Raw genomic sequence first — 25,394 nt, 5'->3', positions numbered from 1 at the left:
GAAGTAGACTGCTCAGCAAATCATTTAGAGATGTCACTTTATCGATAGCAGGTTCTCGTCTAGCCTATACGTTGTGCCCCTGTTTCTGGCCAAACCTTTTACAGGTTTTTATGTTGGTTATATAGCGGGTAAGGTTCCCGGAAAGCGGAATTGTAGAATAGGAGCAACCCTATGTATGCTGATACCCCCAAGCCCCCTTATTACGCTGTCATTTTCACCTCAGTGAAAAGTCCGGAACAGCAGGGGTATGCCGAAATGGCCGACAGGATGTGGCAATTGGCGCACCAACAGCCGGGTTTTCTGGGAGCAGAATCTGCTTCTGCGCAGCTGGGGATTACCGTTTCCTATTGGCAAGATCTAGCCTCTATTCAGCGCTGGAAAGCCAATGCTGAACATTTGCAGGCGCAAAAACAGGGTAAAGAGCAATGGTATAGTGCGTTTAAACTCAGAATTGCCAAAGTGGAACGTGACTATCAGTTTACGCGTTTATAGCCCTTTCACTAAGATGGTGCAATTTCTGCCCTTTTTTGTGCATGAACTTTTGGTAGATAACATTGAAGTTAAGTAACATATTGTTTTTATTGAATTTAAATGTTGGCTTGATACCTGCTATATCTAAAGCAACGGGAAGGTCATCCATAATAATAACAAACAAAGTGACCAGAGCGCGCTGCTCAATCCCCGGTCAAAGGCGTTTGCTGTAGCAATACAGCATGCGCCTTTGGTTTAATCCTCCGCGAAGTAACGCAGCAACGGGCAAGGACGCGCTTTATCTGCCATTAGTTTTAGTCTACTTTTTGCTTATCTTGTCGTCGGCTTTTGCTGACTTTGCTTAAACGGTTTTTCCATTTGCTTTGCGCCAGTTTTTTCATATTAACGGTTTTATCTTTCTCATCGATTATTTCAAAACCCAGCAAAGTTTCGAGTAAATCTTCCATGGTAAGAATACCCTCCAGACCGCCGTACTCATCCATTACCAGAATCATGTGGTTTCTGCCGGGTAAAAAATGTTCAAATATTCTGGCAAGCGGGACTGTACTGACCACTGTTACCATCTGCTTGGCATACTCGCTAACCAGTTTGTCTGAATTACCACGTGCCTGAGCGAGTAAAAGATCAGATTTAAGCACAAAGCCGCTAATCAACTCGGAATCACCTCCTTCATATACCGGAATACGTGAGAAACTGATTTTGGCATGCTTGTGATAGAAGGTTTCAACCGTCATATCTTGCGGGATAGAAAATATTACTGTGCGTGGGGTCATGGCGTCTTTGACTTTGGTAGCCTGCAAATCCAGCAGGTTTTGCACGATGTTGACTTCAAGTAGCGCCAGTTGACCTTCCTGATGGGACAATTCTGCCATTGCCTTGAGTTCTGCGCGATTTAATCCTCGCAGGGCGTTCTCGTCGGTAAAGGTTCGTGTCATTTTCTCCAGTAAACTGACAAAAGGATAAAGCAGCCAGCATAGATACTTCAGAAAATAAGCGGTAAATGGGGCCAGTTTTCGCCAGTGACTGGCACCGATGGTTTTGGGGATGACTTCAGAAAAAATCAGGATCAGTAAAGTTAATATTGCCGATGCGACGCCCAGATAAGCATTACCGAAAACCACTGCAGCTTGGGCTCCGGCTCCGGCTGCACCCATGGTATGAGCAATAGTATTGAGCGTCAGGATGGCAGCGAGTGGCCGGTTTATATTATTGGTTTGCTGGCGTAATAATTGGCCACTTGGACGCTGTTTCTTTTCCAGTACTGAAATATAGGAACTGGACACGCTTAGAATAACCGCCTCTGATACCGAACACAGGAAGGAAAAAAACAGCGCGATAAAGACATATAATGTCAGCAAAAGCATGGTGATATGCCGTCCGTTTGCCTTAAAGGCTCACCACTACAACAAAAATTATCGCCGAGCACAAGAGATCCAGCGCTGAATTAAATAACCGGTTGAGGTGGTTGGCGTTTTAATTTGCCCATCGCGATAGCGTTACCAACCAGAATAAAAACTACCCCCATCAGCGCTGGCCAATGCCACTCGAATCCTTCAAACAAGGTGGAAATAAGCAGAGATACTAACGGGTACATCAATACTACATAGGCGGCTTTGTCCGAGCCAATCCGCTGAACCAGCCGCATATAGGCACCAAAGGCAAATACCGAACCGAATAAGGCCAGGTAAACCAGTGCCAGCCAATATTCCCTATTGTCGGGCAACTGGAACGGGATATCCGTTAGCAGTGCATAGCCGTAGGTGAAAATTAACCCATAGCTCATTGCCCAGAAATTCATCTGCACCACCGGTGTGCCGCGATCCAGTATTTGTTCTGATATCACATTCCCCATGGCAGCAAAAAAGAAGGAGGCTGCCGCAAAACTGATCCCGACCCATAACATGGTATTGGTGCCCAGTTGTCCAAATTCAGGCAAGAAGATCAGAATGACGCCGAACAAACCTAAGGTAGCTCCCCATACCACTTCGGCGCGGATAGCCTTTTTCAGTAATAACCGGCGTAACACCACATTGATATAGATAATGCTGGAACTCATTACTGCTACCAGTGCACTGATAATATAGTGCTCACTGTGATACAGCAATGTGTAGTCAAGGGTATACAGGCACAAGCCAACGGCCAGCATGCGCAAATGAATGGCTGCCGGTAACGTTAGCGAAAGTCCCCTGATTTTACAGAATACGCCCAGAATAATTGCCGCAATGGTAAAACGGTACGCAACAGATAATATCGGCGCGACATGACCTAACTGATAGGTAATGGCAATCCAGGTAGAACCCCAAATCAGCACACAGACAGTAAATAAACCAAGATTGGGCATGAAAAAAGCACCTTGCGATAACAAGGTGCTTATTCTAACGGTAAGTGCCTAAATTAGAAGAAAATATTAGTGACGGATTTCACCATCTCCCAACACAATAAATTTCTCGGTGGTCAGGGATTCTACCCCCATTGGGCCGTAGGCATGCAGTTTACTGGTCGAAATACCGATTTCGGCTCCTAATCCCAGCTCACCACCATCGGAAAAACGTGACGATGCGTTAGCCATGACGACTGCCGAGTTAATGCTTCGGATAAACTTCTGTGCTCGCGAATAGTCCTGAGTGGCGATGACTTCGGTATGGCCCGAACTGTACTGGTCAATATGCGCAATGGCGGCATCAAAGTCATCGATTATCCGTACCGCGATCTCGAGGGCCAGATATTCGGCATCCCAATCTGCTTCGGTGGCCGGTTCTGCACCCTCAAAATAACTTAAGCTCTGTTCACAGGCATGCACTTTTACCTGATTCTGTTTGAACATTTTGGCTGCCATCGGTAAGAATTGCTCGGCGATATCTTTATGCACCAATAAGGTTTCTAACGAGTTACAGGCACTAACGCGCTGTACTTTGCCGTTATCCAGCAGGCTCAGTGCTTTGTTCAAATCCGCTGCATCATCCACATAAAAGTGGCACACGCCTTTAAAGTGCTGAATAACCGGTACCCGGCTATTTTCCGATACAAAACGGATCAGGCCTTCACCACCGCGAGGAATAATCAAATCGACATATTGGTTGAGGGTCATCAGCTCATTCATAATCGCCCTGTCCGGATCCGGCACGACAACTACAGCTGCGCTATCCAGCCCGTTTTCTTGCAATGCTGTTTCAATACATTTGGCTAATGCCAAATTAGAATGCAGTGCCTCTTTGCCTCCGCGTAAAATAACGGCATTACCGGCTTTTAGGCACAGCGCGGCTGCATCAATAGTGACATTCGGACGTGATTCGTAAATCATCGCAATAACGCCCAGGGGGATACGCATTTTACCCACTTCGATGCCGCTCGGGCGACGCTGGATGGAAGTGATTGCACCCACAGGATCCTGCTGACCGGCAATTTCGCGCACGGCATTGGCGATATCTTTAATGGCTTTGGGTGACAGGCGCAATCTGTCTAACATCGCAGCGGCCAGGCCCGCTTGTTCTGCGGCCTGAATATCCTGCTGGTTAGCCTTGAGGATGTTGTCGGTTTGCTGTACCAGTAGATCCGCAATGCGTTCCAATACGGTAATTTTTTGAGTTGAGGAGAGTCTGGCAAGTTGTCTTGAGGCGATTTGCGCTTTACGCGCCATATCTGCCATAGAGAATGTCATATAAAATCCCGATTTTATTGATGAAAAGAAGAGTTTTCCAGATAGTAAAAGTTACTTAAACTGGCTCAAAAATCAATTCGATCCTTGTATCAGTTATAACTAGCTGGAAAGATAAACAGCTTCTAGTATATCACAACTGTATTTGGGTACTTTTTTTGTACAACGCCAGTGCCTCGGTCTGTTGCCCAAGTACTTCTTTAATTTGCGCCAATAGCAATAAATCGGCGTTGTCTTTAGCCAAACCTATTCGTTTAACCAGCACTTTTTCGGCTAATTGATATTGTTTGGCATGGAAAGCGACATGACCCAACGCGCTTAGCAGTTCCAAATTAAACTCATCGTATTTTAGCCAGCTCTCCAGTTTTTTAATCACCGTGGTTGGGTTGTTGATACGTAACAATTTAAACAATGGAACGAGCAGAGGGTCGGGTTGCGGCTGAAAATCGACTAACGCGTTGGCGGCGTCATTATGCATATCCTGACCAATTAACTGCTTGATATAAGCAGCTTGTTGGGCTGGATCTTTGCGATCTGAACGGGGCAACTCCTGCCAGGTTTTTTTCAGCTGGATAGCACCCTGCTTGCTGGCCACCTCGGCAAAAATACCCTTGGAAGATTGCTGCATCCAGTAGGCGTAGCTTTCCAGACTAAGGATTTTTTTCCAGCCTTTTAATTGGGTTTTCAGTTCTTGCCAGCGTCCCTGTTTGGCTAATAGCTCAATCCAGCATTGCGCCACTGCAGGATGTTGGAGATGCTTGTCATCAAGCTCTTCTAGCAGAGTCAGTGCTTCCTTATCTTTGTCATTACTCAAACAGTTTCTGATCAGATGGAGTTTGGCTGCCAGTTCAGTAACAGGATCCAGTGCAGCCTGTTGCCATAATTGTTTGGCTTTATGGGTTTGATTTAATTTGGTTGCCGCCTGAGCGGCGGCCAGCAGATCTACACCAGTCAAATTATCGGCATCGATTCTGCTGAACTGTTTCTGTGCTTCAACATAATGACCTTCATCCAGAGCCAGCATACCTTTGATATAAGCACTGTTTTTACGCTTGTTGCGCCAGCGGCTGAAGAAACTGAAAGAACCGCCAAAGCCTCGGTATAAACGCTTAATCAGCCATTCCAGCAACAGGAAAATGACAATAAAGGTGACCACCAGAATGCCCAGACTGACAACACTCATCTCCACTGTCCAGTTACCCAGTGCAATCAGTACATACCCTTTTTGGCCAATAAAATAAGGGCCGACAATCAAGCCAATCACCAGCGCAGATAAAAGCAGTATCATGCGGATCATAGGGTTGGATCCTCATCATTGATGGCGGGGGAAGATTTCTGAACTGGCTGAATCTGAGATTGGGCACTATTGTCATATACCCGCGAAACCCGCTGCTGCAACAAGTCCTGCAATGGTCGAGTCGACTGCAATTGTTGCGGATAATGGCGGCTAATATCGGTGTTGGCGAGCTGCTCCAATTGCTGCTTAAACTGGCTAACCCGGTTATCTTTCAATTCAAAATACTGCTGGATATTTTGTTGGGCTAATTGCAGTAAAGGCGCAAAAAGCTCGGTTTGCTCACGTAATACCGCTAACTGTACTTGTTGCAGATAATGTTTGAGTTGTTCTCTTACCAGCCATTGCTGTTGTTCGTTTAGGAGCGGCTGCACATTATCAATTCGACGACGCACAGTAATAAAATCATCGACCAGAGCATGCCAGCTTTTGGCCAGGTTGGTCTGCCAGTCGCCCACAGAATCAGATAATGACTGGCTATTTTCCGCAGTATCGGATTCCGGTAACTGGATCATGGCCAGCGGCAAGTTATTTACCTGTTTAAGCATGGCGGTTAATTGTAATGCCAACTCCGGTAATGAAACCGGATTAATCAGGTTCAGGGTTTGGATATCATCGGCTATTTTCTCCCGCACCGGCAGTAAACTGGGATCATTCATACCTGCCAGTCGGGCATCGGCAGATTGCAGCATCAGCACTGCTGTCGCAACATCATGTTCGAGCCACAGTTTACGGCCTGCCATGCGCACCAGATAATCAGCTTCGGCAATTAACCAGTCGCTGGGGCGGCGGCCAGACATGTCCAGCAAATGTTGCTGGTTGGTCTTGACCTGTTGCGTCAGCCTATCCACTTGTGAGGCAAACTGGTCGACTTCCTGATTCTGGGCATTCTCAAGACGTTTCTGAAAATCCTGTAATGATTCGGTGAGCGCCTGCTGTTGGGAGCTTAATCGGTGTTGTTGAGTTTGAAGTTGGCTGTCTAGTTGCTGTTGCTGAATCTGTTGATTGGCGGTCCATTGTTGCCAAAACCAGTATGCACCGGCGGCCATGGCCAGCAAAATTAAAAAATTAACCAGTGTCAGCAGTTTAAACCAGCCACCCGTGGCACTAATCTGTTTTCTTTCAGGGGGGGTGGCAGCGGCTTTGTTCGCAGAAACAGAATCAGCGGTTGGAGCAGATTTGGCTACTGTCTGTTTTACTGCGGATTGTTGTTCCTGCTTGATCTCTTTTTCGAGCTTGTTGAGCTTGTCCCGCCCTTGCGACTCTGTCATAGCTTGCTGCTCCAAAAATTGCTTTGCACTTGTAATTAATGCGTCATCGGTGGCGTCAGTGCTGAGTATTACCTTGCTGACATCCTTACCGGCTAGTATATCTACAATACGCTGGCTCACGGTAATCCAGGTTAGCGAGCACAACCATTCAGAGTCAAATTGTTCAAACGCCAGTTCGACCTGCTCACCGCTGGTGGCAATAATGCATTGTATTGCCGGTTTTTGCCAAGTCTGCCTTGCCTTTTCCAGTTCCATGGATGTGCGCTGATAGAGATTGTAGACTTGCACCTCGGCCTTGCGCTCAGTCAACTCTTTATCCAGTTCCATTCTGCCGTGATGGCCTTTAACAATAACAACGGTTTTGTTAGCCACATCGATAAGTTCGGCCATTTCCAGCAGCCCTTCAGAATCGAATCGTTTGGGCAGGCGAACGTTAATACCGGCTTGCTGCAAAATACTGGCGGTACTTTTACCCACAGCAAAATAGCTATACTGTGCTGGCCATGCTGTGTTGTTCATCGCCTTAACGGCAAATTCCGCAGCATAGGTGCTAGTGAAGACCACACAAGATTTGGCGGGTAATGCCGTGAATTGCTCAGTGAAACGTTTAATTTCATTTTCATCAGCAGAAATTGCCTGCAACGGTAACCCGTGTACAGTTAGACCTGCGTCGCGCATTTTCTGGCAACTCAGTTCACACTTGGGTTGGGGCCTGAACAGCAGAAACTCACTCATAACTCATCCTGATAAGCTTGTTGCAATAAATGGTCTGCGCCTTGTTCCAGTAATGCGTGCGCCACCTGAATACCCATCTCTTCAGCATCCCGGCTGTGGCCGTTTAAATGGGCATAAAGGATTTTGCTACCATCAACCGCGCCGACTAACCCTCTTAAAAACAGCTTCTCGTCATCCAGTTCGGCATAGCTGCCAATCGGTACCTGACAGCCGCCTTGTAATGTTTTATTTAATGCCCGCTCGGCCTTAACACAAACAGCGGTTGGCTGATGATGCAAGGGTTGCAACAGGGCAATGAGTTCAGCATCTTCATCACGACATTCAATCCCTACGGCTCCTTGTCCCACAGCAGGTAATGATTCCTGTGGTTCGATATAACTGCGGATCCGCTCTGCCATATCCAGGCGTAGCAAACCGGCCGATGCCAGAATAATTGCGTCATATTCTCCGGCGTCTAGTTTGGCCAGCCGGGTATTAACATTACCGCGTAAGTCTTTAATGATCAGATCGGGGCGGTGGTGACGTAATTGGCATTGACGACGTAAACTGGACGTTCCTACTACTGCATTTTGTGGCAGTGCAGAGATTGATTCACAAGTATTGGATACAAAGGCATCGCGGGGATCTTCACGTTCACAGATGGCATGAATACTAAAACCGTGCGGGAATTCGACCGGAACGTCTTTCATAGAGTGCACGGCAATATCGGCTTTGCCCTGTTGCATTGCCACTTCCAGTTCTTTTATAAACAGTCCTTTACCACCGACCTTTGCCAACGGTGCATCCAGAATACGATCGCCTTTAGTGGTCATCGGTACCAGCTCTACCTGCAAATTCGCATGTGCCTGTTGCAAGGCAGACTTAACGTACTCAGCTTGCCACAAAGCCAAGGCACTTTTGCGGGTTGCGATGCGGATTACACGATTAGTCATTCATCAGTCTCAGAGGGGTAAATTGGAAAGCCAATCTTACCAGAAAATCCCGGGACAGTTAAAATCAAGCCTGCAGAATATTAGCCGAAAATAGTCGGGTTAATATGGGGTAACCCTTCAAATTCCGGTTTAGCGATATAGTAACCTTGATATAAATCGATCCCGGTATGCTGCAAATAGTCAAATTCGGCTTGGGTTTCCACACCTTCTGCCAAAATTTTGATATTCAAATCTTTGCACAGTTGGATGGTCCGTTTTACGATGGCTTGTTTAACCGAATCGCTATCAATACTACGAATCAATTCCATATCCAGTTTTAACAAGTCAGGTTGAAAGTTGGCCAGTAAATTTAAACCGGAATGGCCAGCACCGAAATCGTCTAGCGCAGTTTTAAAGCCCATCTGTTGGTAGCTCAATATAATGTTTTTTAGATGAGGAATGTCGCTCACCTGTTCGTCTTCAATCAATTCAAACAAAATACGCTCGACAGGAAACCGGTATTCTTTCGCTGCCTGCAAAGTGGTGCGGATGCATAGCTCCGGTTTATAAACCGCATTGGGCAAAAAGTTGATACTGACAAAGCACTCGATACCTAACTTGGAGGCTAGTTGAATCGCCTTGACACGGCAACTCTGATCGAAACGATAGCGATTGACTTCATTTACTTGGCTGAGGATTGAAAAGGCAGATTCTCCCTTTGGCCCTCTAACTAACGCTTCATAGGCAAAAACCGATTTGTTCGACGTGTCGACAATAGGTTGAAAAGCCATCGAAAAATCAAAATCCAGACCTGCACCTTTGGTGCATTGGCTGCAGCTCAATTCAGTAAAATCGACAGGTTTATTCATAACGGTGTTTTTGTAAAGTTTAACTTATAGTAGTGTCTTGAATAACGCATCTCAACTTGTCCGACCCTTACCTTTAAATAGAAATAACATCGGAATAGCCGCCAGGGTAACCCACATCATCATGCGAAAATCCTGCAAATAGGCCAAGGTGGCAGCCTCTCGGGTGACCATATTATTGATTTGACCAAGACCTTGTGGTGAACTCATATTCAGGCTACCGGATTCTACAGCCTGCCCTAGCGCCTGATTCAACGGAGAAATATAATCGGCAAATGCTGCATGATTGATCTGGGTGCGTTGAGCGAAGTAAGTCATCACTACGGATATACCAATGCTGCTACCAATGTTACGCATTAAACTGAATAGCGCGGTGCCCTCATTACGATAATGGGGGTCGAGTGTCGAAAAGGTAATGGTAGATAAAGGCACAAAGATAAAACCCAAGCCTAATCCTTGTATGACACCCGTTCTGATGATCTCGAATCCCTGGGTATCGGTGGTATATAACGTCATTTCCCATAACGAAAAGCTGGTTAATATTAATCCCAACAAGATACTCAGCCGCACATCGACTTTACCGGCCATGCGCCCCACTGCCATCATCGCAAACATGGTGCCAAAACCGCGAGGAGCTAACAATAGGCCCACATCAATCACCGGATACCCCATCAGATTTTGCATAAAAGGTGGCAGCAATGCCATGGTGGCCAGCAGTATGACCCCAACTACAAAAATAAATATCAAACCGATACTAAAATTACGATCCTTGAACAAACCGGGTTCAATAAAGGGATTGTTATAGGTAAATATGTGCGCCACAAACAGATACAGTGCACCGGCGGCTAATGCGGCCTCGATAATTACCTCATAACTGTTGAACCAGTCCAGAGAATGGCCGCGATCCAGCATCATCTGCAGGGCGCCGATACTCAAACTGAGCAGGGCAAAACCGGTATAATCAAAACGGCGTGAACTATCCACCGGAGTTTCTTTGACATAGGTCATCAAACCAAACCAGGCTAGCAGGCCGAAAGGTAGATTGATATAGAATACCCAGCGCCAGTTGTAATATTCGGTTAACCAGCCGCCGAGGGAAGGACCCAGTATTGGTCCTAGCATAACCCCTACCCCCCACATTGCCATGGCCGAAGCATGTTTTTCTTTGGGATAGCTGTCCAATAGCACCGACTGGGAGAGCGGCACCAGGCTGGCACCAAACACCCCTTGCAATAAACGGAAGATCACAATCTGGTTAAGACTTTGGGCGGCCCCGCACAACATCGATGCCAGGGTAAATCCCACTACAGACCACAAAAACAGCTTTTTACGTCCAAAACGGGCAGATAAGAATCCGGTCAAGGGCATACAGATGGCGGCCGCCACAATATAGGAGGTCAACACCCAGGAAATCTGATCCTGGGTGGCTCCCATTGAACCTTGCATATGGGGCAAAGCCACATTGGCAATGGTAGTATCCAATGCCTGCATAATAGTGGTTAGCATTACCGATAATGTGATCCAGCCGCGATTAGTTGAAGCCTTGTCGTCCGGTATAGCCGAATCTAGAGTGGTAGTACTCATAGCTTACAGCGTGATCCCGAACAATTGACGTTTGTAACCTGTGTCGATTTCGGTAATGGCACTTAGTCCTGCGCGCAGTGGCGGTAATTGTTCATCCGCTTTTAACTTAATTCGAACGGGTACCCGCTGGGCAATTTTAACCCAGTTACCGGTAGCGTTTTGGGCAGGGATAACTGAAAACTCGGCGCTGGTGGCCGGGCTGAGACTTTCAACAGTCCCTGTCCATTCGGCATCGGGGTAAGTATCAATTTTGATTGTTACCGGCTGACCCGGTTTAACATGAGTTAATCCGGTTTCGGTGAAGTTGGCCTCTACCCACAGATTATTGTTGACGATCAATGTCATCGAGGTTTGACCGGCGACCAGATATTGGCCCGGTTTAGGTGGAACTCGTACAATACCTGATAGCGACGCATGTATCTGAGTTCTGGCCAAGTCCAGCTTAGCTTGTTCCAGTTCTGCTTTGGCGGCCAGATAATTGGGGTGTTGCTCTATAGGGGTATCAACACTGCCGCCCAAAGTAACGGCAATACGTTTTAAATCTTCTTCAACGGCAACAATCTGCAAACCGGCTATATCTGTGTTCTGTTTGGCATCGTCATAGGTCGCTGGTGAAATATAATCTTTGGCTAGCAGATCAGCCTGGCGCTTTTGCTCGCGGGTTTGGAAAGCATATTTGCTGCGTGCCAGCGAAATCTCGGCCTGCTTTTCTCGATAACTGGCTTTTAGTGCAGCGATGTCGGTGTAAACTTGTGACAAACGGGCCTGTGCTTTATCAACCGCTACCTGATAGGGCTGTGGATCAAGCTGAAACAAGACTTGTCCGGCAGTGACACTCTGGTTTTCCTGTACCAGCACTTTACTGACTGTGCCCGCTACTTCGGCACTGATCTGAACCTTGTCCGCCTTAACATAAGCGTTGTCGGTATCGACATAGCGGCCATCTTTTAAATAAAAATAGCCTGCCCCGACAAGTGCCAGTGCCGGGATAATCACCATCAGGATCAGGCGCTTAACGCCATTCCTGTGTTTTTGTTGGCTATGGACTGCAGCGGTTTCAGTGTTGTTGGGGGAACTGCTCATAAACAGACGACTCCGGGAATTTCATTAAATGGTGTTTAATCGGTCACGCACTTGTTCAAGAGCGGCCATAAACTGTTCGGTTTGTTGATCATCCAGATCACTAAAGGCAAATTGCTTAATCTCCAGTCCAACCCGTTTGATTTCTTCCAGTTGTGGCGCGGCGGCTTCGGTCAGGAAAATTTGATATGCCCTTCTGTCTCCGGGAGCAGGCCGACGTTCAACCAAACCGGTCTGTTCTAACTGGTCAATTAAGCGAGCTAAAGTAATAGGCTGTACTTCAAGTAATTCGGCCAAGTCAATCTGACGCACGCCTTCATTGCGTGATACGTAAGTGAGCGCCCGGGCTTGGGCCAAAGTGACCTGGCTACCTTCCAGACGAAGTTGAAAGGCGCGTCGCATCAAGCGCGACACATCTGCCATCAGAAAACCCAGGGTATTTTCTTGTGAGCTCATAAAATAACCTATCAATATAGTAAGTATACGTTATTATATTTATTGCTTTCTATTTGTCAATCAGATTTATCGCGGAGAATGGCAAGGGAACAGCGGGGATGGTTAAATTGGTGAGCTGATTGACTAAAAAACGATGAATTCAACTAAACTGGTTTCATAAGCTAAACAAAAAATAATGCAATAAATATATAAATCAAATAGTTAAGTCGTTTTTAAAACTGGCACACTAGCTGCTGTGCTGTGAATCTCGTAATGATCTAAAGGATTATATTTATGTTGAGCAAGTTGTTAAAAACCTTGCTGGTCACGTTGCCTTATGCCGGGTTGCCGGTTGCTTTTGCTGATAGTGGCAATAGCTCGGACTCGATACAGAACTCACTGCTTATCAGTCAAGTGGTGATTGCCAATCCACAGACAACGCAAAGTTCGCAACCTGTTGATGTACTGATTGAGAATGAACGGATTAGCCGCATCGAACCAAATTTAAAAGCGTCATTAGCCAAACAGATACAGGTGATAGAGGGTAAGGGCTACTTCCTGGCTCCCGGGCTAATAGACAGCCATACCCATTTGGGAGGGGTGCCCGGCATGACCGGTAAACAGCAAATAGAATTCCCCAATATCAACTTGATGGCCCGCCAACATATTCCCTTGAGTTATTTGTACTACGGCTTTACTTCGGTGGTTGATCTCAATTCGGCCGGTGAAGATATTGAGCACTGGAATAAACAGCCATTGCGGCCGCAAGCCTATTTCTGTGGTGCTGCGCCTGTGATGGACGGTTATCCAACCTATTTTATTCCCGAACAGTACCGCTATCAGGCGGTACCTAATTTTATTGTGGATGAGACACATCGAGAAAGGTTTGCCAGCGACAGCGAATACCAGTCTCATCGCCCCAAAGCAGCAGTAAAACGTATCCAGCAAGATGGTGCGATATGTGTCAAAAGTCATTATGAATCAGGGTTTGGCGGACATGGAAACTGGCCAGTGCCCTCGCTGGCGTTATTGCAGGAATTAGTGGCTCAAGCTCATCAACTTGACTTGCCAGTGCTCTTACATGCTAATTCACAGCAAGCCCAGCAGATCGGTGTAAAGGCAGGCGTGGATGCGTTTGCGCATGGGATGTGGACATGGGATGACGCGGACCAAACTGAATTGACCGGTGAAATTCGGCAAATACTGGATGCGGCGATAGTCAAAAATATTAAACAGCAGCCAACCTTTCAGGTGTTATATGGCGAAAGGGATCTGCATGATCCGGAGTATTTGCAATCAAAGCAAATTAAGCAGGCGGTTCCTGCCCAGGTACTTGACTGGTACCAAACCGACGCTGGGCAATTTGCAACCCGAAGTGCGCTGGAAATCCCCTATATCAAAAGCTTTCTGCAGCACAATTCATGGCAACAACTCGATGCCAAGCCACTGGCCAGATTGACTGCGACTGTAAAATATCTGGATCAGCATACTGCCACGGACAACAGTTTGTTTCTGTTTGGCAGCGATACGCCCAGCGACCTTACCTACGCCAATCCCACTGGTTATAACGGCTATCTGGAAGCCCAGCGCTGGCGAGACGCGGGTATCTCAGCTTTGCAATGGTTTCGTGCTGCCACCATTAATAATGCGCGATTTTTTGGACTGGAACAGGAAATTGGCAGTATCAGTGTGGATAAAAGAGCTGATTTGCTGTTGCTGAGCAAAGACCCAAGAACAGATTATGCTGCACTCGATAGCATCAAACTGGTGGTGATAAAGGGCAAGGTCGTGGAACGACAACAGCTATCGGCGCAAAATCACTGATTTGTCGCCGTATCCTCCGTATCAGACAACTGCACATCGAAGTCATAGCGGGCGATGATCTGCTCATCCACCAATACCTGGACCTGCCATTTCCCGGTCCAGTCAGGGCGGATCCGTTTGCTCGAATAGGTTCGCCAGTTTTGACTGCCAATGGTCAGGGTCACATCGGCTTTATGTTGCCCCTGATATAACCAGCGATGAATAATCTGTTTATTGGCCAGATTTTCGGCTCGGGTATAAAAATAGACTTTACCGATTTGGCCTTTTTCGATCAGAACCTGATGATTCAGGTTGTCTACAGGCTGTCTTTGCTGGATAAAGGTGGTTAGCTGCAACTCGCTAATCTGCGGTTCAGCAGTGGCAAAACCAGATAGTAGCAGCATGATTAACATCAGTGTTTTCATCTATTCTAACCTATCCGAAAGAGCGTTAGCCGATTAAGCCAAGCGGGCTTGTAACCAGTTAGAGATGGTTTGCAACTCGTCAAGGCACACATTGTGTTGCATCGGATAATCGTGCCACTCCACCTGATACTGGCATTGTTGCAATCGCCGGCAAGCCTGTTGTCCATAAGCCATGGGAACCACATCGTCAGAACGGCCATGACACATTAAAATCGGTGTTTGCTGATTCGCCGGGTGAGCCTGTTGTTCCAAGGTGTCTGGTTCGCTCATATAAGTTGATAACGCCATGACTCCGGCCAGTTTTTGCTCGAAGCGGGTAGCCAGATGCAGCGCAATAACTCCTCCTTGGGAAAACCCTGCCAGCACGATTCGACTGGCTTCTATTCCTTGGGCAATTTCCCTTTCAATCAGCGTTTTAACTAATTCGGCTGACTCACGCACTCCCGCGGCGTCCGCGCGTTTATCCAGTTCCATCGATTTGATGTCGTACCAGGCCCGCATTTGATAGCCATTGTTAATGGTAATCGCCCGTATCGGAGCATGGGGAAACACAAAACGAATGGCGAGCTCTTCCGGTAAGTTTAATTCCGGCACAATAGGCGCGAAACCGTTACCAGAGTCACCAAGACCATGCAGCCAGATAACCACGGCAGTAGCCGGTTTGTCGGGATTGACCTCAACATAGGGTAAGAGATTATCGCTCATTCAGGCTCCCGCGCTTAGCACTACATCTTGCCCGGCCTGCTTGCTGGCGGCCTGATCGATAAACTGCCAAAATTCGGCCCCGGTACGTTCATCAATCCATTTACCATCCTCAAAATTAAAATGATGACCATTAAATTTGGTCGCCACCCAGATTTGATGAAGAGGAGGTTGCTTGTTGATGATGATTTTGGTGCCATTGACAAAGGTCAAGGTCAGAATGCTAGCCGCAGATTCATAATCGATATCGACCGGACATACATCCAGTGCTTCTTCGATAACCAGGAGCAGATCATCAACCCGTTGATGATATTCGGAATCTTGCATAATTCAGTATCTCGATTCTAAGAGGGAAAGCTATGGTCAGTAAAAAAAGCCAACGGATCAAGCCCTGTCTGCAGTAATTGCCGGAAATAGTCAAATTGACCGTCATTGTGCTAGAATCGCGGGCTTTGAAAAACCGAAAATAATTCCTATGACTCAAGCTCCCGGCAATCTATTTATCCTTGCTGCCCCTTCTGGTGGTGGAAAATCCAGTTTAATTAAAGCGTTGCTCGATAAATGCCACGATGGTTCAATGCAGTTGTCGGTTTCGCTCACCACTAGGGCCATGCGACCCGGAGAACAGAACGGCAAACATTATCATTTTGTCAGCCAGGACGAATTTAAACAGCAGATAGCCGAGGGCAATTTGTTTGAATGGGCCGAAGTGTTTGGCAATTATTACGGTACGTCCAGAACGGTGATTGAAAACACCTTGCAGCAAGGTATTGATGTTTTTCTGGATATTGATTGGCAGGGCGCCCGCCAAGTTAAAGCCCAGTTACCGGATACCAACAGCATTTTTATTGCGCCTCCCTCGCGTGAGGCATTACGCCATCGTCTAACCGGCCGTGGTCAGGATTCCGCCGAAGTGATTGAACAACGCATGGCGTTGGCCAGAGCGGAAATAGAGCATTACGATGAATTTGATTATATTCTGGTTAATGATGATTTTGATCAGGCGCTAAAAGAACTGGAAAGTATCGTTTGTGCCCAGCGATGCCTAAGAGCGCAGCAAGTCGTTAGGCATAAAAAGCTGTTTACTGAATTGCTCGCAGAATAATCAGCGCAATTCGGTCGAATAACCACTGGTATTGCAATTGATTACTGAGTAAACTATGCAACCTTTTTTCAACCCCCAAGACATTGACGGAGAATAGAATGGCCCGTGTAACAGTTGAAAACGCTATTGAAAAAGTTGGCAATCGTTTTGATTTGATTCTGGTTGCAGCACGTCGCGCCCGTCAAATTGCCATCGAAGGCAAAGATCCCAAAGTAGATATGGGTAATGATAAAGCTACTGTAGTAGCGTTACGCGAAATTGAATTGGGTCTGGTAACGGCTCAAACTGTTGATCAAGAAGAAATGCATGATCAACGCGTTCAGGAAGAAGCGGACTTTAGTTCGGTGGCGAATATTTTAGCCGAGCAACAATAGTAAAATTAGGGTCTTTAGCCGGGGTACTCGCAAAAAGACCGTAAAATCTTGTGCCAACGGCGTTCTGTCGTTGGCAACGCCTATATTTATCCGTATTCTACAATCATCCACTCACCGTCGTTTTAGTAGTTGATTTGTGTATCTATTTGAAGGCCTGAAAAACAAAATTAGCGAATATCTGCCACCCGAGCAGGTAGCTGATGTCGAACGTGCCTTTAAAGTTGGTCGAGAAGCCCACGATGGCCAGATGCGCAGCAGTGGTGATCCCTATATTACCCACCCAATCGCGGTAGCCGGCATTCTAGCCGAAATGCGTCTGGATTTTGAAACGCTGGTCGCAGCGATCCTGCATGATGTGATTGAAGATACTGAATTAACCAAGAGCGATCTCGCCGAACAGTTTGGCGATACAGTAGCCGATTTGGTGGAAGGTGTATCCAAGCTGGATAAGTTGCAGTTTGGTAGCCAGAAAGAAGCGCAGGTCGAAAACTTTCGTAAAATGATTATGGCCATGGTGCAGGACATTCGCGTGATCCTGATCAAACTGGCAGACCGCACCCACAATATGCGTACTCTAGGTGCGCTACGGCCGGAAAAACGCCGCCGGATTGCGCTGGAAACGCTGGAAATTTATGCCCCCATTGCCCATCGGCTGGGTATCCACGATATCAAAAACGAGCTGGAAGATTTGGGGTTCAAGGCCATGTATCCCATGCGATATCGCGCACTGGGTGCTGCGGTTAAACAAGCCCGTGGTAATCGCAAGGAAATTATCGACAACGTCTACGATGAAATCTGTAGCCGCCTGGAAGAAGTCAAAATATCCGCGCTGGTAATGGGACGTGAAAAGCACCTGTATTCCATTTATCGCAAAATGAAAAACAAGGAGCTGAATTTCCACGAAGTGATGGATATTTACGCGTTCCGGGTGGTGGTGGAATCCACCGACAACTGCTACCGGGCCCTGGGTGCCATGCATGGATTATACAAACCCATTGAAGGGCGGTTTAAAGATTATGTTGCGATCCCGCGCACCAATGGTTATCAGTCATTGCACACCTCATTAGTCGGTCCACATGGTATTCCGGTGGAAATCCAGATCCGTACCGAAGAAATGGATCATATGGCCGACAAAGGCGTGGCAGCCCACTGGATGTATAAACAACCGGGAGAAGAAAAAGGCACCACAGCCCAGGTCAGGGCCAGAAAATGGATGAACTCCATTATCGAATTGCAACAAAGCGCCAGTTCCTCATTTGAATTTATTGAAAACGTTAAAACCGATCTGTTCCCTGACGAAATCTATGTGTTTACCCCCGATGGCCGGATTATTGAATTACCTACCGGTGCCACTGCTGTCGATTTTGCTTACGCGGTGCATTCGGATGTGGGTAACTCCTGTGTGGGAGTGCGGGTCAATCGCCGAACCTGGTCGTTGAGTCGTGCGCTGGAAACCGGCCAATCAGTGGAAATTATTACTTCGCCGCGCGCCAAGCCGAATGCTAATTGGCTGAACTTTGTGGTTAGTGCCAAGGCCCGTTCCTATATTCGCCAATATCTAAAAAAACAACGCTCTGAAGAAGCCATCAGTATGGGTAACCGTTTGTTGCGTCATGCATTAGGTAATACCAAACTGGAGAAAATCGCCTTAAAAGATATCGAGCGGGTGGTGAAGGAAACCAAGCATAGCAGCTTTAACGCCCTGTTGGCTGATATCGGCTTAGGTAACGAGCTCAGTGCTATCATTGCCCGTCGGCTGGTGGGCGAAAGCGGTGAAGAAATTCAAACCAGTGGACGCCGTGTGGCGATCAAGGGAACCGAAGGACTGTTGGTGTCTTATGCCCGTTGTTGTCATCCTATTCCGGGTGATGAAGTGGTGGCATTGCTGAGTCCGGGCAAAGGTATGGTTATTCATCAGAACGGCTGTCGCAATATTGCCAGAATTGTTCGTGAAGAACCTAACCGTGTACTTGAAATGCATTGGGACAGTGAGCCGCAGGGTGAGTTTAAAGCTGCCTTGCGGGTCGAGTTGATTAATCGTCAGGGTACCTTGGCCACCTTAACCAATACTGTGGTGACCAATGATTCCAACATCGTATCGCTGCAAACAGAAGAAAAAGAGAGCAATATTTATTATATCGATATGGAGATCACTATTCATAACCGCCTGCATTTAGCCAATATTATGCGTAAAATCAGGGTGATGCCGGAAGTCCAGCGTGTATCCCGGCACAGTCAATCCAGATCGTCATAACCTAATCAATTGTAAGGAACAAACATGTCAAGAACGGTGATTAATACACCCAATGCGCCTCAGGCAATCGGTACATACAGTCAGGCCGTTAAAGTGGGGTCTACCGTCTATTTATCCGGTCAGATTCCATTAGTGCCAAGCAGCATGGAAGTGATTTCAGAAGATTTTGCCGAACAAACCCAGCAAGTCTTTGCCAATTTGTCGGCTGTCTGTGAAGCTGCTGGCGGCAGCTTGAACGACCTGGCTAAAGTGAATATTTTTATGACGGATCTGAGCAACTTTGCTACTGTTAACGAGATCATGAGTCAGCATTTCAGTCAGCCTTACCCTGCGCGCGCGGCAATCCAGATTAGCGCCTTACCTAAAGGTGTGCAGATTGAAATCGATGGCGTGATGGAGCTTTAATACCTTCATCTTGAATATTCCAGCCATGAAAGCATTCTGAACAAAGGCAGGTCTTACAATATTCCTAATTTTAAATCGAGATAAAGATGAAAATAAGCATATTGCCAGGCCTGTTTTTTTTGGTATTCACCAGTGTGACATTGGCATTCGACCGAACGATGATTGCCGAACAGCCGGAACAGGTTACCCCGCTGTTAAACGGACAAAATATTCCTGCTATCGAATTGAAAACAGTGGACGGCGAAACGGTTGGTCTGACTCAATTAGTTGCACAAAAACCGACAATTCTGGTTTTTTATCGCGGTGGCTGGTGTCCTTATTGCAGCCGACAGCTAGCCGGTCTTAAAGACATCGAGAGCAAACTAACCGATTTGGGATATCAAATTATTGCGATTTCGCCCGATTCACCAGCCCGTTTGCAAGCGCAAAAAGTCAAATCCGAATTTAATGTCATGTTGTTATCGGACGATCAATTAGCTGCCACTCGTGCATTTGGTCTGGCGTTCTTTTTGCCCGAGAAAACGGCGGAGCTTTATCGCAATAAACTGGGTGTCGAATTTGTAGATGTATACGATACAGAGCGGGTTGCCTTGCCTGTTCCGGCAGTGTACATCGCCGATCAGTCCGGGCTTATTCAATTTAACTACGTAAACCCCAACTTCAAAGTGCGCGTGTCCGAGCAATTGTTGTATGATGCAGCCAAGACTTCATTAGTAAAATAGACATGGAATGCATTCACCCGCTCATACATCCCTGACTGAACTTAAAGGTGTCGGCAGCATGGTTGCCGAGAAGTTAGCCAAGTTAGGGCTGGTGACGGTGCAGGATCTGCTGTTCCATCTACCCAATCGTTATGAGGATCGCACCCGGATTTATCCGGTTGCCGATCTGATGCCACATATTCATGCCAGTATTGAAGCCACCATACAGGCGGTAGATATCACTTTTGCCCGACGTCGTATGCTGATTGTGCGAGTCAGTGACGGCACCGGCAGTATCAGCTTACGTTTTTTTCATTTCACTGCCGCGCAAAAGAATAATTTGCAGATTGGTAAAACACTCCGGTGTTTTGGCGAGATTCGGGCTGGCAAATACGGACTGGAAATGATGCATCCTGAGTATAAATTACAGGATGACAGCCAGGTTAAACCGCTGGAAGAAGCACTCACGCCGGTGTATCCCACCACCGAAGGACTTAAGCAAATCAGCTTGCGTAACCTCACCGAACAGGCATTAGATTTTCTGGATAAAAATGGCCTAACCGAATTGTTGCCAGCCGGTTTATATCAGGATCAAATTTCACTACCTGAAGCGTTAAAACTGGTGCATCGGCCCCCACCGGATGTTGGATTATCCTTGTTACAAGAAGGTAAACATCCTGCCCAGCGACGTTTGGTGATCGAAGAATTACTGGCACATCATTTAAGTGTACTTAAAGTCCGTCAGCAAAGTGACCAGCATCAGGCAAGCAGTATTCAAACCGATCAAAAGCTACTGCGGCAGTTTTTAGCGTCGTTACCTTTTGCACCCACAGCAGCACAGCAACGAGTTGTAGAAGAAATTCAGCGTGACATGAGTACGTCCCGGCCGATGATGCGTCTGGTACAAGGCGATGTAGGCTCGGGTAAAACTCTGGTTGCCGCCATGGCGGCGTTGTCGGCACTGAGTCAGGGTTATCAGGTGGGATTAATGGCACCTACCGAATTGTTGGCCGAACAGCATGCCAACAACTTTAGCCAGTGGCTGGAACCGCTGGGGATTAAACTCGGGTGGCTGGCGGGCAAGCTCAAAGGCAAAGCGCGGGAAGCGGTATTGGATAATCTGGCCAGCGGCGAGATCCAGATGCTGGTGGGGACCCATGCTATTTTCCAGCAACAGGTACAGTTTCAACATTTGGCACTGGTGATTGTGGATGAACAACATCGTTTTGGCGTACATCAGCGTTTGGCATTGAGGGAAAAAGGCCAACAACAAGGTTTATATCCACACCAATTGATTATGACAGCCACCCCGATACCGCGGACTTTGGCGATGACAGCCTATGCCGATCTGGATACGTCGGTTATTGATGAATTGCCACCCGGCAGAACACCGGTGAAAACCGTGGTCGTGCCGGACAGCCGTCGTGGTGAGATTATCGAACGGGTTCGCCAGGCCGCATTGGGTGAAAAGCGCCAAGTTTACTGGGTCTGTACCTTGATTGAAGAATCCGAGGTACTGCAGTGCCAAGCGGCGGAAGATACCGCCATTGCACTGAATACCGCGTTGCCGGAACTGCGGGTCGGCTTGGTACATGGGCGACTTAAACCCAAAGAAAAACAGGCCATTATGCAGCAGTTTAAAGATGCCGAACTGGATCTGCTGGTTGCCACCACTGTGATTGAAGTGGGAGTGGATGTGCCCAATGCCAGTCTAATGATTATTGAAAACCCGGAACGATTGGGACTGGCGCAATTGCACCAGCTACGTGGCCGGGTCGGGCGTGGTTCGGTTGAAAGCCACTGTGTGTTGCTATATCAGCATCCGTTATCCAAAACTGCCAATTTGCGGTTGGCGGTGTTGCGTGAAAGTAATGACGGTTTTTTGATTGCCCAACGTGATTTGGAAATTCGTGGTCCAGGAGAATTACTTGGCACCAAACAAACCGGTTTGGCCGATTTGAGAATAGCCGATCTGGTGCGCGACGCCGAATTGATCCCGCAAGTACTGGAGCTGGCGAATAGAATTTGGCATCAGCATCCGTCGCATGCTCAGGCGATTATTAATCGCTGGTTGGCTCATCGTGAAGACTATGGTCATGCCTGAATACTTGTTATTGGTAGAATCTGATGTGCATATTGAATTAGCCGCACAAATAGCGGCTAAGTGGCAATTTAGGTTGGTTCGTCAGGCCGAAAGAGGTCTGGTATTAATGCTGGATGACGACGGCTTGCAGTTAAAACAGCTGGATGAGCCAAAAACCGGTGGTGTGCGGGTGGATTTTGCCAGTGATGCGTTGACCTACCGACGCCAACATGGGGGCGGTAAAAAAGAAGCTGTCGCCAAGGCAGCAGGAATAAAAACGGCTGAACGCCCCTCGGTACTGGATTGTACCGCCGGTCTGGGCCGCGATGCCTTTATTTTGGCCAGTTTAGGTTGCCGGGTGCAGATGATTGAGCGTTCACCCGTCGTTGCTGCGCTATTAGAAGATGGCATTCGGCGCGCATCGCAATACCCGGATCTGGCCCACTGGTTTAGTCAACGCATGCAGTTATTGCAAGGGGCAGCCACCGAGAAAATGCAAAATTGGCAAGATGAAAAGCCGGATGTGATTTATCTCGATCCGATGTTCCCGCATCGCAAAAAGTCCGCGCTGGTCAAAAAAGAAATGCGCTTGTTCCAGCAATTACTGGGACCGGATCAGGATGCTGATTTGTTGCTGGAACCCGCTCTGAAAATGGCCGGTAAAAGAGTGGTGGTAAAACGTCCTGCCGGTGCGCCTTACCTGAACAATCAAAAGCCACAGATAGAAATGGCAGGCAAAGCGAATCGTTTTGATATCTACCTTATCCACTAAATGGGTAAACGGACTCAAGCCTAATCGTCACAGTGGATATCGTCGTGCTATGCTGCTAGCGTTATTATTCGACTAATCAAGGAAAAACTATGCTAGTTTCAGGTGAGTTTGAGGTTAAGTTAGCCCCAATCGAGAATTACGCTCAAGGTCAGCAAGGCAATCAACTGGGTCGCATGTCTTTGGATAAAACCTTCCACGGCGGGTTAGATGCCCAAAGCCAAGGTGAAATGCTCAGTGCTCTCACCAAGGTAGAAGGATCGGCAGGTTATGTGGCTATCGAACAAGTTGTAGGCGTACTGGAAGGTAAGCAAGGCAGCTTTGTGTTACAGCATTTTGGCATTATGGACAGAGCAAAAGATCGGTTGCAACTGGAAGTGATCCCGGATTCTGGCACAGGTGAATTAACCGGTTTATCAGGTAGCATGAAAATTGAACGTCGTGACGGCAAGCATTTTTACCATTTCGATTATCAGATTATGAACTGAAATCGACCAACTACAGGAGCGAAAGAATGATTGAAGTAGGACAGAAATTACCCGATGCCACTTTTTCCTTGCGTCAAAATGGCGAAGGCAGCAACCCCACTACCGCCGATATTTTCACCAATAAGAAAGTGGTGCTGTTTGCGGTTCCTGGCGCATTTACACCTACATGCTCCAATGCTCATTTGCCCGGTTATGTAGCACTGGCTGACAAGTTCAAGGCGAAGGGGATAGATAGTGTGATATGTCTGGCAGTGAACGATGCCTTTGTAATGGAAGCTTGGGGCAAAGACCACAATGCCGAACATATTATGATGTTGGCCGATGGTGATGCCCAATTTACCAAAGCGATCGGACTGGATACTGATACCGGTACTTTTGGCGGTGTGCGTTCAGGACGTTATGCGATGTTGGTGGAAAATGGAGTGGTAAAAACGCTAAATGTCGAACAGCCTAAAGAATTTAAAGTCAGTGACGCGCAGAGCATGTTGGCCCTTGTCTGATTTTATTGACGATAATTGAGTCATTGTGAACCCGGATAGTCTATCTATCCGGGCAATTTGTATTATGCTTAGTCATTCAAGGATCGATAAGACGGCGTATTGATGAAATATTGGTGTTTTCTTCTAGTCTTCACTCTGGCTTTCCCGGCAAGTGCAAAGCAACATGTAATCCGACATATCACCCATAAAAGCCAAGATGACTTTCGTGACAGCTATTATGCGGATCTACTCAAGCTCGCCCTTCAGGCTTCGCAACAGGAATATGGTGACTATTCGTTAGTGCCAGTGCCGGTGGATGTATTTCAGGGCAGAGTGATTGAGCTTTTGAAAAGAGGTGAACAACTGGATGTGATTTGGACGATGACGTCCGAAACAAGGGAACAGCAGTTGCTACCTATTCGTATCCCGCTGGCTAAAGGCATTATGGGGTATCGTCTATTGATGATTCGCGAAGGCACACAAAGCCTGTTTAATCATCTTGACGAGCGACAGCTTAAGCAAAAGCTGGCGGGTCAGGCTTATGATTGGCCTGATACGCAGATCTTGAAAGCCAATGGTTTTAAAGTGATTACCGCGCCAGCATCGACTTTGGTTGCCATGCTTAAAGCGGGAAGATTTGACTATTTTCCTCGAGGTTTGCAAGAGATTTGGGATGAAGTGGACAGTTTTGACGGAGTAGAAGTAGAAGATAGTCTGTTGATCTATTACCCCGCGCCGATGTTTTTCTTTGTTAACCGGCAAAACAAGATACTAGCAGAGCGACTGGAAAAAGGATTACGTCTGGTGGTTGACCGGGGTGGACAAGAAAAATTGCTAGATGAATACCATTTTATCCGCGATGCGGTGTTACGAGCCAAAATTGCCAATCGCAAAATTATTACCTTACGCAATCCAGCATTGAGTTTGGCCAGCCGGCAGGCACTGGACCCTGAATCCACGCTCCACGCAGAGAATGGGCCGGAGACTAAAAAAGAGCCATAAGGCTCTTTTTTATTGATATTTGACGCCTGGGGATAAGTGCCACCCGCCGTCGAGGCGTCAAGACAATCTGACGGGTGGCCCCCAATTAGTTCAAGCGATCCAGTAATTCTTTACCGATTTCGGTTCCGATATAACCGTTTGCTTCGGCCCATTGCTGGATAGCCATGCCATCTGCTTCGGCTTGTGCCAGATCATTTTTAGACATTTTTTTGATCATGTAGGTGCCAACGTCAACGGATGCATTTTGCATTGAGTAGCGGATCAAACTGTTACCCCCGCATGATACACCGGTGTAAAAGTCACCCAAGCGCAGATTGTAATCACGTTGAACAGAACGCATTTTCTTGCGCAGTTCGCCTTTGTCATTGTTTTTTACAATAGTACAAATGTTTTGCAGATCTTCATTGACATCGGCAAAGCTCACTGGAGCGACTAAGACGGTAGATAAAGCTGCGATAGTTAATACATTTTTCATAATGAT

General features: G+C 47.2%; 26 protein-coding genes. 12 read left to right on the top strand and 14 right to left on the bottom strand.

What is annotated here, in order from left to right; all coding sequences use genetic code 11:
• Window positions 1-171: 171 nt before the first annotated feature.
• Window positions 172-492: an antibiotic biosynthesis monooxygenase family protein gene (locus V1467_RS19285; RefSeq protein WP_416306611.1), complete on the top strand. Its 321-nt coding sequence runs from the start codon at window positions 172-174 to the stop codon at window positions 490-492.
• A 293-nt stretch (window positions 493-785) separates the two neighbouring features.
• Here V1467_RS19285 and V1467_RS19280 read toward each other — a convergent pair whose 3' ends face one another.
• The 10 genes from V1467_RS19280 to V1467_RS19235 all read right to left on the bottom strand — a co-directional run bounded on the left by V1467_RS19280 (window position 786) and on the right by V1467_RS19235 (window position 12,344).
• The gene (locus V1467_RS19280; RefSeq protein ID WP_416306610.1) at window positions 786-1,856 is read right to left on the bottom strand and encodes a CNNM domain-containing protein; all 1,071 of its coding nucleotides are present in this window, start codon (window positions 1,854-1,856) and stop codon (window positions 786-788) included.
• Between the two features lie 80 nt (window positions 1,857-1,936).
• Window positions 1,937-2,833, bottom strand: a complete 897-nt coding sequence (locus tag V1467_RS19275) for a DMT family transporter (protein WP_416306609.1) — start codon at window positions 2,831-2,833, stop codon at window positions 1,937-1,939.
• Window positions 2,834-2,899: 66 nt separating this feature from the next.
• Window positions 2,900-4,150, bottom strand: coding sequence for a glutamate-5-semialdehyde dehydrogenase (locus tag V1467_RS19270; protein WP_416306608.1), 1,251 nt, complete (start codon window positions 4,148-4,150; stop codon window positions 2,900-2,902).
• Between the two features lie 130 nt (window positions 4,151-4,280).
• Window positions 4,281-5,444, bottom strand: coding sequence for a heme biosynthesis HemY N-terminal domain-containing protein (locus tag V1467_RS19265; RefSeq protein WP_416306607.1), 1,164 nt, complete (start codon window positions 5,442-5,444; stop codon window positions 4,281-4,283).
• Window positions 5,441-7,447, bottom strand: a complete 2,007-nt coding sequence (locus V1467_RS19260; protein ID WP_416306606.1) for a uroporphyrinogen-III C-methyltransferase — start codon at window positions 7,445-7,447, stop codon at window positions 5,441-5,443. Before V1467_RS19260 ends, V1467_RS19265 begins: the two co-directional genes overlap by 4 nt.
• Window positions 7,444-8,379 carry a hydroxymethylbilane synthase gene (hemC, locus tag V1467_RS19255; RefSeq protein WP_416306605.1) on the bottom strand — a complete coding sequence of 312 codons (936 nt, stop codon included), beginning with the start codon at window positions 8,377-8,379 and terminating at the stop codon, window positions 7,444-7,446. Before hemC ends, V1467_RS19260 begins: the two co-directional genes overlap by 4 nt.
• 80 nt (window positions 8,380-8,459) lie before the next feature.
• Window positions 8,460-9,227 carry an EAL domain-containing protein gene (locus V1467_RS19250; RefSeq protein WP_416306604.1) on the bottom strand — a complete coding sequence of 256 codons (768 nt, stop codon included), beginning with the start codon at window positions 9,225-9,227 and terminating at the stop codon, window positions 8,460-8,462.
• 51 nt (window positions 9,228-9,278) lie between these two features.
• Window positions 9,279-10,808 (bottom strand): DHA2 family efflux MFS transporter permease subunit, encoded by a 1,530-nt coding sequence (locus V1467_RS19245; protein ID WP_416306603.1) that lies wholly within the window; start codon window positions 10,806-10,808, stop codon window positions 9,279-9,281.
• 3 nt (window positions 10,809-10,811) lie between these two features.
• The gene (locus tag V1467_RS19240; protein WP_416306602.1) at window positions 10,812-11,891 is read right to left on the bottom strand and encodes an HlyD family secretion protein; all 1,080 of its coding nucleotides are present in this window, start codon (window positions 11,889-11,891) and stop codon (window positions 10,812-10,814) included.
• A 24-nt stretch (window positions 11,892-11,915) separates the two neighbouring features.
• A complete protein-coding gene (locus V1467_RS19235) occupies window positions 11,916-12,344 on the bottom strand; it encodes a MarR family winged helix-turn-helix transcriptional regulator (protein ID WP_416306601.1) in 429 nt (142 codons plus the stop codon).
• Between the two features lie 273 nt (window positions 12,345-12,617).
• On the opposite strand from V1467_RS19235, the gene V1467_RS19230 reads away from it, so the two are divergent.
• Window positions 12,618-14,147: an amidohydrolase family protein gene (locus tag V1467_RS19230; protein WP_416306600.1), complete on the top strand. Its 1,530-nt coding sequence runs from the start codon at window positions 12,618-12,620 to the stop codon at window positions 14,145-14,147.
• Here V1467_RS19230 and V1467_RS19225 read toward each other — a convergent pair.
• The 3 genes from V1467_RS19225 to cyaY are packed head-to-tail and all read right to left on the bottom strand — an operon-like array spanning window position 14,141 to window position 15,580.
• Window positions 14,141-14,551: a DUF2914 domain-containing protein gene (locus V1467_RS19225; RefSeq protein WP_416306599.1), complete on the bottom strand. Its 411-nt coding sequence runs from the start codon at window positions 14,549-14,551 to the stop codon at window positions 14,141-14,143. The two genes, V1467_RS19230 and V1467_RS19225, sit on opposite strands and share 7 nt — an antisense overlap.
• A gap of 33 nt (window positions 14,552-14,584) precedes the next feature.
• Complete coding sequence (locus V1467_RS19220) at window positions 14,585-15,256, bottom strand: alpha/beta hydrolase (protein ID WP_416306598.1); 672 nt, start codon at window positions 15,254-15,256, stop codon at window positions 14,585-14,587.
• Window positions 15,257-15,580 (bottom strand): iron donor protein CyaY, encoded by a 324-nt coding sequence (cyaY, locus tag V1467_RS19215; RefSeq protein WP_416306597.1) that lies wholly within the window; start codon window positions 15,578-15,580, stop codon window positions 15,257-15,259. It lies immediately after the preceding gene.
• Between the two features lie 148 nt (window positions 15,581-15,728).
• On the opposite strand from cyaY, the gene gmk reads away from it, so the two are divergent.
• The 10 genes from gmk (at window position 15,729) to V1467_RS19165 (ending at window position 24,913) form a co-directional block, all read left to right on the top strand.
• Window positions 15,729-16,358, top strand: a complete 630-nt coding sequence (gene gmk / locus V1467_RS19210) for a guanylate kinase (protein WP_416306596.1) — start codon at window positions 15,729-15,731, stop codon at window positions 16,356-16,358.
• Between the two features lie 98 nt (window positions 16,359-16,456).
• On the top strand, window positions 16,457-16,732 hold the full coding sequence (rpoZ, locus tag V1467_RS19205; protein WP_416306595.1) for a DNA-directed RNA polymerase subunit omega: 276 nt from the start codon (window positions 16,457-16,459) through the stop codon (window positions 16,730-16,732).
• 136 nt (window positions 16,733-16,868) lie between these two features.
• The gene (spoT, locus tag V1467_RS19200; RefSeq protein ID WP_416306594.1) at window positions 16,869-18,986 is read left to right on the top strand and encodes a bifunctional GTP diphosphokinase/guanosine-3',5'-bis pyrophosphate 3'-pyrophosphohydrolase; all 2,118 of its coding nucleotides are present in this window, start codon (window positions 16,869-16,871) and stop codon (window positions 18,984-18,986) included.
• A gap of 24 nt (window positions 18,987-19,010) precedes the next feature.
• Window positions 19,011-19,391, top strand: a complete 381-nt coding sequence (locus V1467_RS19195) for a RidA family protein (RefSeq protein WP_416306593.1) — start codon at window positions 19,011-19,013, stop codon at window positions 19,389-19,391.
• Between the two features lie 86 nt (window positions 19,392-19,477).
• Window positions 19,478-20,113 (top strand): peroxiredoxin-like family protein, encoded by a 636-nt coding sequence (locus V1467_RS19190; protein WP_416306592.1) that lies wholly within the window; start codon window positions 19,478-19,480, stop codon window positions 20,111-20,113.
• A gap of 7 nt (window positions 20,114-20,120) precedes the next feature.
• The gene (gene recG, locus V1467_RS19185; RefSeq protein WP_416306591.1) at window positions 20,121-22,196 is read left to right on the top strand and encodes an ATP-dependent DNA helicase RecG; all 2,076 of its coding nucleotides are present in this window, start codon (window positions 20,121-20,123) and stop codon (window positions 22,194-22,196) included.
• On the top strand, window positions 22,183-22,947 hold the full coding sequence (locus tag V1467_RS19180) for a class I SAM-dependent methyltransferase (protein WP_416308727.1): 765 nt from the start codon (window positions 22,183-22,185) through the stop codon (window positions 22,945-22,947). The genes recG and V1467_RS19180 overlap by 14 nt, the downstream gene beginning before the upstream one ends.
• Before the next feature lie 89 nt (window positions 22,948-23,036).
• Entirely contained in the window at window positions 23,037-23,432 is a 396-nt protein-coding gene (locus tag V1467_RS19175) for a DUF3224 domain-containing protein (RefSeq protein ID WP_416306590.1), read from the top strand.
• A 26-nt stretch (window positions 23,433-23,458) separates the two neighbouring features.
• Entirely contained in the window at window positions 23,459-23,932 is a 474-nt protein-coding gene (locus V1467_RS19170) for a peroxiredoxin (protein ID WP_416306589.1), read from the top strand.
• Window positions 23,933-24,034: 102 nt separating this feature from the next.
• Window positions 24,035-24,913 (top strand): hypothetical protein, encoded by an 879-nt coding sequence (locus V1467_RS19165; RefSeq protein WP_416306588.1) that lies wholly within the window; start codon window positions 24,035-24,037, stop codon window positions 24,911-24,913.
• An 85-nt stretch (window positions 24,914-24,998) separates the two neighbouring features.
• Here the strand turns inward: V1467_RS19165 and V1467_RS19160 are convergent, their stop codons facing one another.
• The gene (locus V1467_RS19160; protein ID WP_416306587.1) at window positions 24,999-25,388 is read right to left on the bottom strand and encodes a DUF3718 domain-containing protein; all 390 of its coding nucleotides are present in this window, start codon (window positions 25,386-25,388) and stop codon (window positions 24,999-25,001) included.
• Window positions 25,389-25,394 lie beyond the last annotated feature (6 nt).

It is taken from the genome of Neptunicella plasticusilytica (assembly GCF_047922965.1).
GTDB lineage: Bacteria > Pseudomonadota > Gammaproteobacteria > Enterobacterales > Alteromonadaceae > Neptunicella > Neptunicella plasticusilytica.
Note: the sequence above shows the minus strand (reverse complement) of the source record. Positions and strands in the feature narration are given on the sequence as shown.